13 protein-coding genes are annotated in these 14,882 nt (G+C 66.9%); 6 read left to right on the forward strand and 7 right to left on the reverse strand.

Annotated features, from left to right (window positions below):
- Window positions 1–6: 6 nt before the first annotated feature.
- Window positions 7–381: a hypothetical protein gene (locus tag PWF70_RS23705; RefSeq protein ID WP_286353044.1), complete on the reverse strand. Its 375-nt coding sequence runs from the start codon at window positions 379–381 to the stop codon at window positions 7–9.
- Between the two features lie 85 nt (window positions 382–466).
- Here PWF70_RS23705 and PWF70_RS23710 point away from each other — a divergent pair, with 85 nt between their 5' ends.
- A complete protein-coding gene (locus PWF70_RS23710; RefSeq protein ID WP_247452236.1) occupies window positions 467–670 on the forward strand; it encodes a helix-turn-helix transcriptional regulator in 204 nt (67 codons plus the stop codon).
- Window positions 671–743: 73 nt separating this feature from the next.
- Here the strand turns inward: PWF70_RS23710 and PWF70_RS23715 are convergent, their stop codons facing one another.
- The 6 genes from PWF70_RS23715 to PWF70_RS23740 form a co-directional block, all read right to left on the reverse strand.
- Window positions 744–1,184 carry a hypothetical protein gene (locus tag PWF70_RS23715; RefSeq protein WP_286353045.1) on the reverse strand — a complete coding sequence of 147 codons (441 nt, stop codon included), beginning with the start codon at window positions 1,182–1,184 and terminating at the stop codon, window positions 744–746.
- Window positions 1,185–1,269: 85 nt separating this feature from the next.
- On the reverse strand, window positions 1,270–1,449 hold the full coding sequence (locus PWF70_RS23720) for a hypothetical protein (protein ID WP_247452234.1): 180 nt from the start codon (window positions 1,447–1,449) through the stop codon (window positions 1,270–1,272).
- Window positions 1,450–1,555: 106 nt separating this feature from the next.
- Window positions 1,556–2,941, reverse strand: coding sequence for a hypothetical protein (locus tag PWF70_RS23725; RefSeq protein WP_286353046.1), 1,386 nt, complete (start codon window positions 2,939–2,941; stop codon window positions 1,556–1,558).
- Window positions 2,942–3,020: 79 nt separating this feature from the next.
- Entirely contained in the window at window positions 3,021–4,172 is a 1,152-nt protein-coding gene (locus tag PWF70_RS23730; RefSeq protein ID WP_286353047.1) for a DUF8176 domain-containing protein, read from the reverse strand.
- Window positions 4,173–4,219: 47 nt separating this feature from the next.
- On the reverse strand, window positions 4,220–4,618 hold the full coding sequence (locus PWF70_RS23735; RefSeq protein ID WP_286353048.1) for a hypothetical protein: 399 nt from the start codon (window positions 4,616–4,618) through the stop codon (window positions 4,220–4,222).
- A 29-nt stretch (window positions 4,619–4,647) separates the two neighbouring features.
- Window positions 4,648–6,909 (reverse strand): FtsK/SpoIIIE domain-containing protein, encoded by a 2,262-nt coding sequence (locus PWF70_RS23740; protein WP_286353049.1) that lies wholly within the window; start codon window positions 6,907–6,909, stop codon window positions 4,648–4,650.
- A gap of 1,081 nt (window positions 6,910–7,990) precedes the next feature.
- Between PWF70_RS23740 and PWF70_RS23745 the strand changes: the two genes are divergently transcribed.
- From PWF70_RS23745 to PWF70_RS23765, 5 genes are read left to right on the forward strand one after another with little or no spacing between them, the layout of a single operon-like run.
- The gene (locus PWF70_RS23745; RefSeq protein ID WP_286353050.1) at window positions 7,991–9,022 is read left to right on the forward strand and encodes a conjugal transfer protein; all 1,032 of its coding nucleotides are present in this window, start codon (window positions 7,991–7,993) and stop codon (window positions 9,020–9,022) included.
- Between the two features lie 53 nt (window positions 9,023–9,075).
- Window positions 9,076–9,504, forward strand: a complete 429-nt coding sequence (locus PWF70_RS23750) for a hypothetical protein (protein WP_286353051.1) — start codon at window positions 9,076–9,078, stop codon at window positions 9,502–9,504.
- Between the two features lie 52 nt (window positions 9,505–9,556).
- A complete protein-coding gene (locus PWF70_RS23755; protein ID WP_247452227.1) occupies window positions 9,557–10,033 on the forward strand; it encodes a hypothetical protein in 477 nt (158 codons plus the stop codon).
- Window positions 10,034–10,059: 26 nt separating this feature from the next.
- Window positions 10,060–12,648 carry an ATP-binding protein gene (locus PWF70_RS23760; protein ID WP_259936715.1) on the forward strand — a complete coding sequence of 863 codons (2,589 nt, stop codon included), beginning with the start codon at window positions 10,060–10,062 and terminating at the stop codon, window positions 12,646–12,648.
- Window positions 12,648–14,870 carry a hypothetical protein gene (locus PWF70_RS23765; protein ID WP_286352998.1) on the forward strand — a complete coding sequence of 741 codons (2,223 nt, stop codon included), beginning with the start codon at window positions 12,648–12,650 and terminating at the stop codon, window positions 14,868–14,870. Before PWF70_RS23760 ends, PWF70_RS23765 begins: the two co-directional genes overlap by 1 nt.
- The last annotated feature ends 12 nt before the right edge of the window (window positions 14,871–14,882 follow it).

Here is a 14,882-nt window from a genome sequence, read left to right on the forward strand (position 1 = left end):
TGGGGGTTATCCGGCGGTGCGGTAGCCGGTGTAGATCTCGGCGATGATGCGGTCCAGGGCGGCGCAGTCGTGTGGAGAGAGCGCGGCGAGGATGCCCGAGTCGGTGTGCGCGGTGAGAACCGCGGTACCGATCACCGCCCGCGGTGTGCCGACTCCGGCCGTGGCGATCTGGGAGGCCACATCGTTGTAACCGATTCCACCGACAGTCACCCTGGATAGGGGTTCGAACAGTGTCCACAGGTCCAGGTGATCCGCGAGGTGGGTGAGGGGCAGCGGATTGAGCGGCCCGCCAACGACTTCCCGCAACGCCTGCTCGGGATTAGAAGATGGCAACTCGACGTACTCGGCGTCACCGCGATCAGTGAGAACTAAGGCCTTCATCGTCATTCCCCTCTGTTGACCCGCAGCCGAACAATACCTCCTTTAGGGGGCAATGTGTAGCCTAAAGGAGGTATTGTTTCTAGACGTGTACCGCTACCTGTCGCTGTCGGAATTTGCCGATCGCGCAGGGCTGTCCGTGGCGACCATGAAGAGTTACTTGCGCAAAGGACTCCTGCCCGACCCTGACGCGCTGGTCGGACGAAACCGGGGCTGGAAGGCTGAGACGGTCGACTACTGGATCCACAACAGGCTCGGCCGCGGCGCCCGCACTGATCTTCGCCCACGCTGAACGAGGTTCTGAGAAATCTGATCATGGGTACGGTGCTTTCTCCGGCCGAACCTGTTGTGTCCGTTGATGTGTACTACGAGACGAACAGCGTGTACTGGACGGGCTTCTGCGGGACCGCGGGGGTGGCGAAACCGATGCCGTGCAGCCCTGCTCCGGTGCGCAGGACCTGCGTGACGGGTTTGCCGCCGCGGGGGCCGGCGCTGACCGGTGCGCTCCAGTGGTAGCGGGCGGGAATGGTCCAGTTGGCGAAGACACGGGTGGTGCAGACCGGGTTGCGGGCCCAGCCTGGGCCGTCGCCGGTGAATCGTCCGGGGCGGTAGGTGACGAACAGCTTCCCGGGCTGGCGGGGATCGGTCTTGGCGCTGACGTGGATCGTGCCGCGGCAGTTCGCGTGGTTGCCGAAGGTCCAGATCTCATCACCGTAGGCCGACAGCCGCGGCGCTTCGGTCGGGCGGGCGGTCGCGGCACCCGCCCCGATGGCCAGTGCAGTGGCCAGCACGCTCAGTAACAGCACGGCCGTCAGCAATGTTTGGGTACGGAATGTTGAAGTGTGGCCGGTGATCATTGTCGGAGCGGTCCTTTCAATCGAGTCAAAGTGATCAGAAATCGCGGTTCTCGCGAGCTGGCGCAGGATCGCGGACCGCGGCGGCGAGATGGTCGGTGACGTAGTCGAGGCCGCCGGTCCACTCCATCCACCACTGACCGTCGAGGTAGACCGTTGCCCGGTACTGCATGCCCAGGCGCCGGTCCTGGTAGGTCGTGAGGTTGTGGGTGAACACGTCAGGCCTCCTGTGGGTGCACGCGGAGAGGACGGTGAACGGGGATAGATGCCGGGACAGGCCACCATGAGTGGCCCGTCCCGGCATGCTGCGCCCGCACCCCTCGTTACCGGCGGGCGTGTCTGGGGCCGGGGTTGGCCGGCTGCTTCTTCTCCTGGGGCCAGTCGACGTCGATGCCGGGCACGACTTGCTTGAGCTGGTCGCTGGCCTGGCGGGTCCACTGGTTGACCGTCTTTTCGGCCTGGTCCTTCGCCGCACCGAGCGCGGCGTACGGTGCGCGGGCCTGCTCACCGCTCCAGTTGGCTTCGAGGTTGCGGCCGCCGACGTTGACCTGCGCGTTGACATCTCCGCGCATGTTGACCTGGTAGTGCACGGCCGGCAGACCGGCTTTGGCGGCCTGGTCGGCGGGCAGGTGCACCTCGTACTGGTTGGCGCCGGGGTTGTCGATCACGACCTGCTGCTGCGGCTTGGGCGGCTGCGGACGCACCGGTTCGGGCTCGCCCGGGAGCCGGGGGCGGTCCGGACGGGCGCCGGGGTCACCGGCACCGAGGGCGTGAGCGATCGCGCCACCGGCGACACCACCGGCCACACCACCGGCGATCGCTGCGGGAACACCGAGCAGCGCAGCACCTGCTGCGGCACCGATGCCGGCGCCCGCGGCGATCGCGCCCGGGGTCTGGGGCCCGGGCGCGGGGAACGAGCCGACTGCGGCACCCACACCGGCACCGATGAGCGCACCACCGATGCCGCCGACGACCGCGGCCGGGATACCCGCGGCCGCCGCACCGGCGGTGCCGCCGAGCGCGACACCGATGATGGTGGACGCGGCCTGGCGGGAGGCTTCGTCTTCGGGCACACCCACGCTGATGAGGCCCTGGGCGATCTTGGCTTCGCCGTAGGCCGACCAGGCGTTGATCGAGTTGCGCTGACCGTCGGTCAGCCACGGCGCGTCACGCTTGAGCTGGTCTTCCTCGATGACGAAGTTGCCGACACGCAGCGTCTTCGGCGGTGGGGCGATCGGGCGGACCGGGGCGACCGGGCGCGGCAGGGTGTAGGCCCGCGGCGGAGCGGGGTTGTAGGCCTGGTCATAGGTCGGCTCGTTGTAGACCTGCGGCTCGACGTAGGGCTGATACGGCGCTTCCTGCGGCGGTGCAGGGATCACACCCGGCCCCGGGTTGTAGGTCGGCGGCGCCTGTGGCGGAGGGGTGCTGTCGCTGCCTGGATCGGGCTGGCCTGGATCAGCGCCACCTTGGCTCGGACCTTGGCTGGTCGAGCTGTCGGGGTCGGCTCCGCCCTGCTTGATGGCCCACGCAGGGGACGTGGTGAGTACCGCTCCGGTCATCGTGCCGCCGACAAGGACCGCCGCGATGACCTTACGCATGAGTGCCGGCGACGGCGGGGAGACAGCAGCCCGCCCTCGTCGCACGGCCCGAGGAGGTGTCAATGCGTCGCCGCCCGGACGTCCGGTGGGAACCGGCGAGGTGATGTACATGTCAGAAGCGCCTTTCGGTGGTGATGAATGGTGTTGTGGGAGTGAGGAGAATCGGTTGAGGGCCGAAGTCGGGGAACTTCTACTTGTCGTCGATCTCGGAGACCCAGTGCTTGCCGCCGATCACAGTGGTGGTGACGTCCTGGCGGAACGTCTGACGCTCACCGCCGGCCGCCGGGATGATCGTGTGTACGACCTCGTACACGGTGGTGTTGCGGGGGCCAGTGCGCTTTTCGGTGATGGCAAGGCAGTAGCGCATATTGGGGTCGAGCACGTCGATGTAGCTCTGCAACGTGATGGCGGTGCCGACCTTGGCGTTCGACGACACCACCGCGCGAGCAGCGTTTCCGCTGCGCCACTTGTAGTAGCCGTAGTTGAACGCTTTGATCGCGTTCGGCCCACTCGTCTGGTTCCCCGGGTCACGGCCGGTGGTGAGCGCGCCGGTTGTGCGGGAGGGACATTCGACTTCATCAGAGGTCGGGTCGGCGGTGGCGACGGGTGGAGCTAGTGCGGTGGCCGGGTCGAGAGGTGTGGTGTCGCCGCCGCCGACCCCGATACCGACCAGGGCGACCAGGGTGATCAGACCAATCACCAGCAGCGGCGTGCGGTGGCGCCGCCAGACGGTACGCAGACGACCACCAGCTGGTGGTGGCACGTGGGGGCCTCGACTGCGACGTTCGGCGGTCGGTGTCGAGCGGGGTCGCGCGTTCGGGCTGACGTGACCGGGGGTGACCCCGCGCCAGGGGCTGTCCTGCTCGACTGCTGCTGCCTCAACGGGGCCGGGCTGGCTCGCGGCCTCATCAGCGGCAGGCTGGGCCAGCTGCTCATCGACAACAGGGGGCACGTCCGGCGCAGCGGCAGGTGCGACGATCTGGCCGCCGGTGTGCCCGCCATCGTCAGCGATTGGGTGCTCGTGCATCTCGACCGGCGGGGGAGCGCTGGGCTCCACCGGAGCGGCCTCGGGATGCTCGGGTTCTGGGGCGGCGGCGTGGGCGGGGTGCCATGTGCCGTCGGGCGTCATCTCGATGACATCGCCGCGCCCGGTTGCAGGATTGCGTAGCTCGAGCAGGACCGGCTGATCGTCGCTCGCCGCGAGGTGGTGGGCGTAGTCGAGGATCTGTTCCTGGAGCTCGGCGCCGCTGATAGCGCTGAACTCGATGCCGTCAGTGGTGGTGGCGGTGGTGGCCGAGGTGATTGTGACCACCACTGCGTTGTCGACAGTGGATGCACTCATCGGAGAAACCTCAGATCAAGGTCGAGGGGTCAGTCGGGCGGGGCCGATCAGATGGCCGACAGGGCGTGCTCGTGGTGATTGACGCCGTGCTCGCTGGTGTCCCTTGGGGTCTCGGTGCCGACGTCGGCGGGTAGCTCTTGGCGCCATGCGTCGATCTGGGCGGCGGCTTGGCGATGCCGCTCGATGGCCTTGTCTCGCCGCGGTCCGGCAGGGTAGGTCTCCAGCAGCTGCAACCGTTCGGTGATCGCGGCCTCGAGTTCGTTGAGGCTGGCGTGTGAGATCTCCGTTTTGTCGTCGATACGCGCGGCCCAGGTCGGGACCGGCTTGGACAGTGTGGCGCGCTGTTCCCGCACGACGGGCTCGCTGGTGGCTTTGGCGTCGAGCGCGGTGCGCACGGCAGCCACTTCGTCGGGAGCGGGGGTGAGGATGGAACGCAGGATGCCCATGACAGAGGTGTCCTCTCTTCGGTGGTGGGTTAAGCGACAGAACTGGTTTTGTCGAGATCGATGGCGTCGGCCTCGCCCGGCTCGGCGGTGAGGACGACTTCGTCGGGCGCGAACTCGGCGTTGAGGGTGACGCGCGGATTGGCGTCGTCGCGCAGCTTCGCGCGCACGAGCTTCTTGCCGACCCGGGTAACCGCGACGACTGTGGCTACGGTTCCGTCGTCGTCGACGTGCACCCGCATGCCCTCGGTCAGGTCGGCGGCGTAGACGCCGTCGTCTCCGGCGGTGGTCGGGTCGAGGCCGGCGATCGGTGCCGGCGGTTCGGGGGTTGACTCGCGCTGCTCGGTGAGGAAGGTGCGCATCTCTGAGGAGAAGCACGCCATGATCGGCCCATCGCCGGGAGTGCGGATCAACCCGCCGACCTTCTGTAGGTGCTCACGCACTTCGGGCACGAAGTTCTGCAACTGGGCCCCTGCGATGGCGGCCTCGCGCAGCGCGGTCACGATCTCCTGGTCCTCGGAGTCCAGGCGGTTCCACCGGTTGGGGTGCATGTCGGGGTTGGGCGTCCAGTGCACCTGTGCGTGCATCGGTCGGCCTTCGGCGTCGGCGACGGTGGCGCGCCCGGGCACACTGGCGTCGACGTCGCGTCCCACGTGGGCATCACCCCACATCATCTCCGCGCCCTGCTGCGACAGGCTCGACAGCGAGATGCGGGTGCCGAAGTTGTCGCGCACCGAGGTCGCGTCTTCACCGAAGTTGGTGGCGTCAGGGCGTTGCACTCCCAGGATGATGCGGCCCTGCAAGCTTCGGATGAGCGCGAGAATCTCACCGATCTTGCCCAGCGGGTTGGAGTTCTTGACGAACCGCGCCAACACGGCCTGCTCGTCGTCAGGGTCGTCCTTGTCGCCCTTGTAGGCCGCCGCGCGCCGCAGGAACGCACTCATCACGAAGAACTCATCGAGCACGACGATGAACGGCGGCAGGTTCTCGTCAGGGATACGCAGACGGTGCAGAAACTCCCGGCGTGCCACCATCTCCGCGTGCACGGCGTTGATGAACTCGACGATCTGGCGGACGTGATAGATCACCGACGCCACACCCGGGTACTGATCGAATCCGTCGAGTTCGAGCATCTTCACATCCACCGCGCCGGCCACCGGCACTCCACGCGCGATCGCTTCGGTGATCAGGGTCCGGATCAGCGAGGTCTTACCGCCACCGGTTCGGCCTGCCGCGAGCACGTGACCGCGAGACGAGGACTTGTGGATGTTCCAGGTCGCCAGCACCCCGTCAGCCGCGGTGGCATACGGGATGTCGTAGAGCTGCTTGTCGTTCATCCCCCGGTAGTCGCTGATACTCAGCGGCAGGTGCCGCACGCCGCTGGGCAGAGGCTTGGCCAGCCGGATGGTGAGCTGGTTCTCCTCGGGGATGACCGCCACGAACCAGTTCCACGCCCCGTCCTCGGTGACGTGCCGGGGCAGACTGGCGACCAGCGACTCTCGCAGCTTCTGCTGCAATCCCGGGAAGGCCGCTGACAGGGTGGTCTTGTAGGAGATCGTGAACCCGATCTCGGTCCCGCTCTCGTCGCGGTCGATATGGGTGATCCGGGCCTCGGGAAGCGGGAACTTCTCGTCGAGAATTTCGGTCAGCCGCTGCACGATCGGGCTCATCCCTGCGGTCTGCGATTGCGGGTCGTCACGGGTGATCACCAATCGGGCGCTACCGGCCTGCCACTCGACCTGCATCTCCCACACCCGCGCCCGCAGCAACCGGCGGGCCAGCGAGTCGCCGCGGTACCGGTTGGCGTACTTGGTCAGCGCATCGACAAGTTCGCTGTACCGCCGATCGCTGATGACCGACCCGTCGGTGAACGACACGATCACTCGTCGCGGCGCGGTGATACCCGCTGGATGTCGAACCCGTACCCGTTTAGCAGTCAGATGGGTGGTCGAAGCAACCATGTTGGTGATCGCGCGACGATGCCGAAACGCATACCAGCGCAGCCCATCTACTGCGACCGCCCCCACGGTGGCAGTGACCGCGGCTGCCTGCCATCCCGACAGCTGGTCGAGCACCGACACCACCTGGGCCGTCACAGGTAGATCACCCGCGGTGTTCAGGAGCCAGTCACCGAGCGGATCAGCTTCGACGGCCAACACGGTGACGGCAGCTATCGCCGGACTGACCGGCACAAACGATGGCAGACGAACTCCGGCACCATCAGTGCCGCTCTGACGAGGCCGCTGGGCGCGGTGCGTCAATGCGCCACCGATGTCATCGACCACCTGCTGCACGAACCGAGCAGCCGGATCAGAGGACCCCGAACTTCCCATCGCTACAACCCATCATTCGAATACTCCGACATTGCAATCAAGCTAACCACATCAGGCAAACACAACACACAAATAACTGCACACTCGGCGTGTTTGCGTCTCCCTTGGCGGCTGGAGATGGGCGCCCTGGTTCCTGCCTTCGCTTGCGGGTCGGGTGTGCGACATGGCCCGGGCTGACCGTCTCCGACACGCCGACGCGCTGCGAGATGTTTCCCAGACGTCAGAGCGGCGGCGTAGGGTCGCGAGCGACCCGTAGCCGCCGCTCTGCCCCCGAAGGGGGAGTGCCCCGCAAGCCGCGTCAGACCTCGAAAATTGTTGAGGCAAGCCTACTCACGGGCGTAGCGATCTGTCCTAGTGTCGGCATCACACGCCAGGTGTTGCTGGGTAGGGCCTGCCCCCAGGGCGCGCTCGCTTGTCGCCGTGTCTCTGCATACTGGGCGCCGCCGCTGCGACATCCCCGCAGCAGAAGGTCCTGTGGAATGCCGCGTGATGCGCCCTCGATCCTGCCGGTGCCAGACGTGACGGGCGCTCACCTGCACGCAACACGCCACCCAAACCCTTCGCGACGAGTAACCAACGTGATTAGACTCCACAAATAAGTGCACGACGCGACGCGATTGGACGGATCGTGTGAGACGAAAGGGTCAAGCTGGTGACATCGACGGAGCAACGCCCCGAGGGTGACCTGCGTGGAGTCTTTGAATTCCCCGCCCCTGCGCTCGATCAGGACCCGGTCGATAGCGACCTCCACGACGACGACACCGCACTGTCGCGGGGGGAGCGGTTAGCGCGGCTACGCGGCCAGCTCAGTGTCCCCCGGATACTGCGCCGTCACGAAGGCTCCGATGCCCAGGCCGCCAGTTCGGCGGATCACAGTCCTGAGGACGAGGAGTTCATTGCTCGCGCTAACGGCACCAGCACACAACGGCTGATGACCCACGCCGCGCGGGCGGCGGTGATCGCGGCGCTGGTGTCAGGACCTATCGCGTTGTACCTCAGCGGCGGATCATCAGCGGCCCCAGAAGTAGTGGCGCCGCCTGCTGTGTCAGCGGTCGATAACACCGCCCAGTTCGCAGCCAGTGACCTCGCCCAGCAGTTCGTCTCGGCCTGGCTGACCACCCACCGCGGTGACGAGGGATCGCTGCAACGCTTTGTCGACGTGGATGCCGGGACCGGCGCGCTGCCGGCGCAAGCGCTCTACGAGTCCGCCGACACCCACATCGCCGGAGTGCGTGAAGTGTCTGGGGTCGACGGCGCCGACACCTACGCGGTGACCGTGTCCGCCGAAGTCACCCCCGCCGGCGCTGACACCGCAACCCGCCGCTACTTCCAGGTGCCAGTGGTGGTGTCAGACAAAGGGGTGCGCGCGATGGCGATGCCCGCCGCTGTACCGGCACCCTCCACCGGCCTGACAGTCAACCTCGACTACTCCAACCAGCTCAGCTCTAACGCCGCGATCGTCACCGCCGCACAAGGATTCCTCTCAGCCATGCTCACCGGTGACGGCGACGTCACCCGCTTCACCAGCCCTGGAACCAACCTCGGTGCGATCACCCCGGCCCCGTACGCCTCCATCTCCGTCATCGGAGCCCGCACGCAGAAGTCCCTCGGGGACTCTGCTGAGACCCCGGCTGATGGCCAACGAGCACGACTGCTGCTCACCATCTCCCAACAACCACCCGGGACCGCCAGCTCCACAGATGCACTCACTGGGGCCTATGCCCTGACGATGGCTGCACGCGCGGGCCGCTGGGAAGTCAGCGCACTCGATCCCGCCCCGGCGGCCGGCGTCAACGGATCAGACGTCGCGTCCTCGCTGGCCGGCGAGGAGGACGAGAACACCGACACTCCGACCCGCGCGGAGACTTCTGCTCCCGCCAGCAGCGAACCAACCTCTGACTCCGGCCGCGGTGGCGGTGATGACGAGGCGGGCTCTGACGACGTCCTGCCCACAGTGACCAGCGAGCCGAGCAGCCCGCGCGGCTCCACCTCTGCCCCCACCTCAACACCGTCATCCGGCGGCGGTGGTGGATCACTACTCGGCCCCGGCGGCATCGATCTGGGACCTCGATAACCCCTTGTCCCATCAACCCATCACCGACCACTCCACATGCGAAAGGACTCCTCATGATCACCGAGACAGCCACCCAGATCGTTCTGGCCGACGGGCTCATCGACACCTTCAACAACCTCGCCGGCGACGTCATCAAAGCGTTGCTGACCGTCGGCGGCGGCTTCGCCGTCTACATGGTCCTCAAGGAATTCGTCCGGGGCGGCCTGGTCGCGGGAATCGTCGCGGTTGTCGGCGGCGGCGCGATCCTCTGGGGACTCAACAACATGGACTTCCTGTCGGAGAAGACCGGCGAGACCGTCGAAAACTCCTCAGGCCAACTGGCACCTGCACCCGAGCTGGCAGCGACGACCGTGCGGCTCGACACCAGCGGGGAGCACCCGGTGGTGGTCTTGGCGCGCAGTACGCCGCTGGTTCAGCCAGGAGTCGCGCCGACGGCACATCGCACGGTCACCGACGTCGTCGTCGACGGAGCGCGGCTATGACCTGCGTCCACCACCACAGCGACGCGATCTCCTTCCCGGATGCGTGGCAGGTATGACCAACCCACAGCAGCAGCAACCCGCTGAGGTCATCCGCAACTTCACCGCGGCGCGCAAGTTCCCGCAGCTGATCGGTAAGACCCCGGACGGCAAACGCATCGCCGGTGGCCCCTACACGCTGACCCAGTTCGTCGGCGGTGCAGGAGCCCTGGTCGGGCTGTATCTGACCCGCGGCGTGTGGTGGAGCCAGCTGGGCTTGCAGTGGTCGATCGTGCTGGTGGTCACCGTGGTCGTCGGCACGGTGGTACTCCTCGGCCGCATCCGCCCGGGTGGGCGGAGCCCCTTGTCGGTGGCAGCAGGGGCCGCGCGCGCCCTCAGCGCGGAGGCGGAGACCCGAACGACTGCCGACCGCGCGTCACTGTCGCCGACCGCGGCGATCCGCCGAAAGCGCGGCCGCCCACATGTGGTGCCGGCCGCGGCCTACATCTGGCCCACCCCGCCCACACCCCATCCCCACACGACGACTCGATAGACCAGACCGAAAGGAGTGGCGTTGTGGTGCAGCGTCAACCGACCTACGCCCTCACCGGCAACCTGCGCTTCACCCGCGACGGCACGGTATGGGCCGACTACCTCCTCGAAGGCCTGCCATATCGCTACCGGCGCCTGGCTGACAAGGAAGGGGTCCGCAACGCCCACACGATGCTGGCGCGCGCCCTACCCGGCGAGGCGATCCTGCTGGGACTCACCGCCGATGAGACCCCGGAACTAATCGTGCAACGCATGCTCGACGGGGTCGACCTCGACGAACACGAGGCATGGCTGGCCGAATGCGAAGCCACCCTGGGCAGTATCGGCCAGTTCCGACCCGGCACCCGCGTGTACTGGCTCTCGGTGCCACTGACGGGCACCTCGGTGAAAGAGAAGGCCGCGACCGCCGGGCGCGCCATCTGGCATTCGGCCACGGAAATCCTGGGGCTGCCGCACTCCCGGGTGCCGGCCGAGGAGCTGCTGGCTCGCCGCGACCAGGCCCGCCGGATCGCGGCGAGCATTCCCGCGGTCTTCAACCCCATCCCGACCACCCCGGCGCAAGCGGTGTGGTTGTGGAATCACATGCTGCGACGCGGCCTGTTCGTCGATCCCGATGTTCCGGTGGCCGCCGACACTCCTGAATCGAAAACAGCCGGCGCGTTGACGGCTGCTCGGCTCGATGAGGGCGCCCTGAGTGACCGAGCTGACTCGGGCGGAAAGTCCAAACCATCGAGGTTCACCACCGTGCTCAAGATCGACACCCCGTGGGAGGTCGACCCGCCCCCGCCGTCCTATCAGACGCTGTCGGTCATCACCGACACTCCCGCCGGCGGCACCCACTTTCCCGGTTCGGAGTTCTTCACCCTGGCCGAATCCATCACCGTCGAGGACCCGGCGCGCCCGGACGCCAAGATCCCGGTCGACGTCGATTTCGCCCTGCGGATCGTCACCCGCGCCGGGGGAGATGTGCTGCGTCGCAACCGCAAAGCGCTCAAACAGCTCAATGACCAGTTCCACCAGCGCGAAGGGGAACTCTCCACCGGCCGCAGTGTCCTCGACGTCGCTGCCGAAGCGCTCGCCGAGTACTCCACCCTGCTCGAATCAGACAAGAATGAGATCGAGGTCGGCTGGACAGCGATCTTCGCCACCTCCGGCACCACCGCGGCGGCCGCCCAGGCCGCGGCAACCGCGCTGGCCACCGAGTTCGCCAGCCAGCAGTTCCGCCTCGCCCAGCCGTTGGGATACCAAGAGGACCTGTGGTGGGCGATGGTGCCCGGCGCGCCGGCGCCCCGGGTGCTCGCCGAGTTCACCCAGATCACCACCAGCGGCAAATTCGGCGCGTTCGTTCCCGTCGTCGCGGCCTCCCTGGGCGATCCGAGCGGGCCGCTGCTGGCGCTGTGCATCACCACTCACGTCCCCAGTGCGGTGCACTACGACGTCTCGGCGCTGACCGAACGTGACGTGTCGAACTCGGTCGGCGTCACCGGTGAACTCGGCGCCGGCAAGTCTGAGTTCATCAAGCTCGTCGCCGGCCAGATCGTCGATCGCGGCGGACAGGTCCTGGTGATCGACCAGTCGGCCTCAGGGGAGTACGCCCGCTGGGCCAGTTCAGTGGCGCATGCGGTCGTCGTCGACATGGTCGACGCGGGCTACAGCCTCGATCCGTTGCTCATCTTCGGCGGGGCCAAAGGTGCTGAACAGACCGAGACCATCCTGCGCGCGCTGCTGCGACTGCGGGTGCAAGACTCGCGCGCAACCCTGCTGTCCGAGGTTCTTTCGGAGAGCTACCGCGCCCGCCACCCCTACCTCGGCACCGGCGGAATGGTCAAACACCTGCTCTCGGGCGAATGCGCCCTCGACGGCGCGCTCGAGGTAGGCCGCGCCCTGGAGGTCCATTCCCGCAAGACCTACGCCCGCGCCCTGTTCGACGAGACCCTGCCGCCGCTGCCGATCGACGCACCCGCGATCGTGTTCCGCACCCAGGACGTCTCACTGCCCTCCCGCGAGCAGATGGAAAAAGAGCACCTGTTCGACAACCTGACCCCCGAAAAGCAGTACGGCCACGTCATCTACACCCACATCGCCAAACTGTCGCAAGGCATCATGTACGCCGACCCCGCCCAGATGTCGGCGCTGGTCACCGACGAGGTCGCTCACATCCTTTCCGGCGCCGACGGTCTGGAGATCATCACCGAAGTCGTCAAACGCGGCCGCAAAGAAAAGGCCGCAGCGATCCTCGGCGATCAGGACTGCGAATTCGGCAGTCAGGAACTGCGCGGCCTACTCAAGACCCGCGTCGCAATGCGTCACACTGACAAAACTCTCGCCCGCAAAGCCCTGGACTGGGTTGGGCTGGACCCCGACGCCGAAGACGTCCTAGAGGAATACACCACCAACACCGCTCCGATCACCCGTCCAGCACGGCACGCCACCGACAAGCCCTACGTCAAGCCAGAACGCCGCGGCGAAGGCTACATGCGCGATGCCTCTGGCGCCGTGGGCCGCATCAAAGTCCTGCGCTCGTTCCGTACCGACCGCCAAACCGCCAGCTCGACCACCACCCCGCAGAAGAAGACGCAGACGACCGCGAAGACCCTGACCCCCGAGGTGCTCTGATGCACCCGCAGCTTCCCGGTATCCGCCTCGAATGGCCGCGCCCGGTGCGCAGCGCGGCCCGATGGGTGTGGTCGCGGCGCTGGGCGCGGCGTCTACTGATTCTGGTCGCCGTGTGGCATCTGGTCGGTGCGATCATGTTGGTCCTCGCACCGACCGCCGAGGCGGCCGACGGCGCTGCGAGCAGCACTCTACGCAATCTGTTCGGCTGGATGAACATCAAGGATTCCCACGGCATCAACTCCGCCGACTACTACCTCTCGATCGACGAAGGTGGAGCCACCAGCCCCATCAAGGCGGTGTGGGCGTGGATCATCAACCTGGAATACAACGCCTACCGCGGCGTGGTGATGATCGCGATCTGGTTCATCAAGCAGGCTCTGTCGTTCAAATGGCTCGACATAGTGACCAGCCCCATCTCCGACATCGCAGATGCGGTCACCTCGCTGACCGGGCAACTGCACATGCGGCCGCTGATGCTCACTCTGGCCGGTTTTGCGGTGGCGCTGTGGCTCTTTCGTGGACGCTATGCCACCGGTCTCTACGAGCTGCTGATGTCGCTCATCATTGCCGCGGGCGTGCTGGGGTTCCTGGCCAACCCGGTCGCCACCCTCGCCGGAGACGACGGACTGATCTCCAAGGCCAAGGACTACTCGCTCGAGGTGGCCACCGGCATCGGCAACGACGGAAACACCAACGGAAACCCTGACGCCCAAATCGACGATCTCACAGGACAACTGACCGACACGTTCATTCGCCAGCCCACCCAACTACTCAACTTCGGTCGCGTCCTGGACACCTCGAAACAAGACGGCGCCGCCGCGTGTGTCAAAGCCTTCGACGAGGCCTACCTGAAAAAGCCCCCCGAGCGCTCGACCCTCGGCGAGATCCGCGACAGCGTCGAAGACATCCCCCTGGTCGGCGGTGCCGTCGACAGCGTGCTGCCCGGCGGCGACGACGCCAAAGCCCGCGTCCGCGACGCGGTCGGCAAATGCCCCGGGGGCGAACAAATGAAGGACTACGCCGAGAACCCCGGACCCGAACAGGCCATTGCCTCAATGTTTTTGATCCCCGCGGCAGGTCTGGTCTTCCTGTTCGCGCTCTACCTCGCCGGACGGGTGGTGCTGGCGACCGTGGTGGCGTTGTGGAACGGAGTGAAGCTGATCCCAGGCGGCCTGCTCGGCATCGCACCGATGTTCCGTACCCAACTGATGCGATCGCTGGCCGACGTCGCTATGGCGTTGCTCCAGGTGTGTTTCGCGGTCATCTTCACCTGCGCCTACTGCATCATCATCACCTCGGTGTTCGACAAAGACGACGTCCAGCTGATGGCCACCGTGCTCATCGCCGACGTCCTGATCCTCATCGCCCTCGTGATGTTCCGCAAAGGCATGCTCGGATTGAACAAGTGGTCCGACCGACTCACCGAGATCATGTCGCGGCGACCGGGCGCATCGCCGGTGGCCGTGAAACAGAAGACCGCACCGTCGGCGCACGAGATGCTGGCCCGCGCACAGGCCGTCAAGCACGGCTACAACACCGCCAGAAAGGTCGGGGGCACTGTCGGCAAGGTGGTCTCCGGCAGCGGGCAGGCCGTGGCCGCTGTCGGCACCGGCGGAGCCTCCGCTGTCGCGGCGACGGCAGCCAAGATCGGCGCCGAGTACGCCGCCACTCAAACCGCGGCGGCCGTGGCCGCCAAGTTGGGCGAGTCCACATCAGGTGCGCGCACCGCCGACGATGTTCCTGCCACCGACGCCCCTGCAGCGTCGTCGGGTCCTGCTCCTGTCCCCATGGGCACAGGAGGGGGTAGTGCAACGTCGAGCCCCGACGACACCCGCCGACGCTCACAGGCGCTGTATGAGACCGTCACCAAGGTCCGCGACATCCAGAACCGCCCGCTCACCCCTACCGGTACGAGCGCTCCGCCGATCGCCTCCGCCCGCGGCGCAGTCTCTGCGGCTACCCGGCCCTCCGATGCTCGTTCGGCCACCGACCGCGTTCGCTCGCTAGCCGAGGACAACCGTAGTTTCCGTCCGCGAACATCGGCTGATGGCACGCAAGTCTGGGTGCCCACGCCCCGCGCAGCGGGTTCTCCATCCCCACGGCGGACCCCGGCGCCACCTGCACCGACTCCGCCGTCACCTCGGCCGGCGCCGCCGGCGCGCGATGCCGCCCGTCGGGCCGGTGGCCAGGTTGACGGGCCACAACCCACCAGCGTTCGCTGAGCGAGGGCTGCC

Origin of the sequence: Gordonia sp. Swx-4, from assembly GCF_030316175.1 — a bacterium.
Lineage (GTDB): Bacteria > Actinomycetota > Actinomycetes > Mycobacteriales > Mycobacteriaceae > Gordonia > Gordonia alkanivorans.

Coding starts and splice junctions, on each gene's coding strand:
- PWF70_RS23725 (WP_286353046.1), bottom strand. CDS start 2,941: ATGTACATCACCTCGCCGGTTCCCACCGGACGTCCGGGCGGCGACGCA.
- PWF70_RS23705 (WP_286353044.1), bottom strand. CDS start 381: ATGAAGGCCTTAGTTCTCACTGATCGCGGTGACGCCGAGTACGTCGAG.
- PWF70_RS23750 (WP_286353051.1), top strand. CDS start 9,076: ATGATCACCGAGACAGCCACCCAGATCGTTCTGGCCGACGGGCTCATC.
- PWF70_RS23730 (WP_286353047.1), bottom strand. CDS start 4,172: ATGAGTGCATCCACTGTCGACAACGCAGTGGTGGTCACAATCACCTCG.
- PWF70_RS23735 (WP_286353048.1), bottom strand. CDS start 4,618: ATGGGCATCCTGCGTTCCATCCTCACCCCCGCTCCCGACGAAGTGGCT.
- PWF70_RS23765 (WP_286352998.1), top strand. CDS start 12,648: ATGCACCCGCAGCTTCCCGGTATCCGCCTCGAATGGCCGCGCCCGGTG.
- PWF70_RS23755 (WP_247452227.1), top strand. CDS start 9,557: ATGACCAACCCACAGCAGCAGCAACCCGCTGAGGTCATCCGCAACTTC.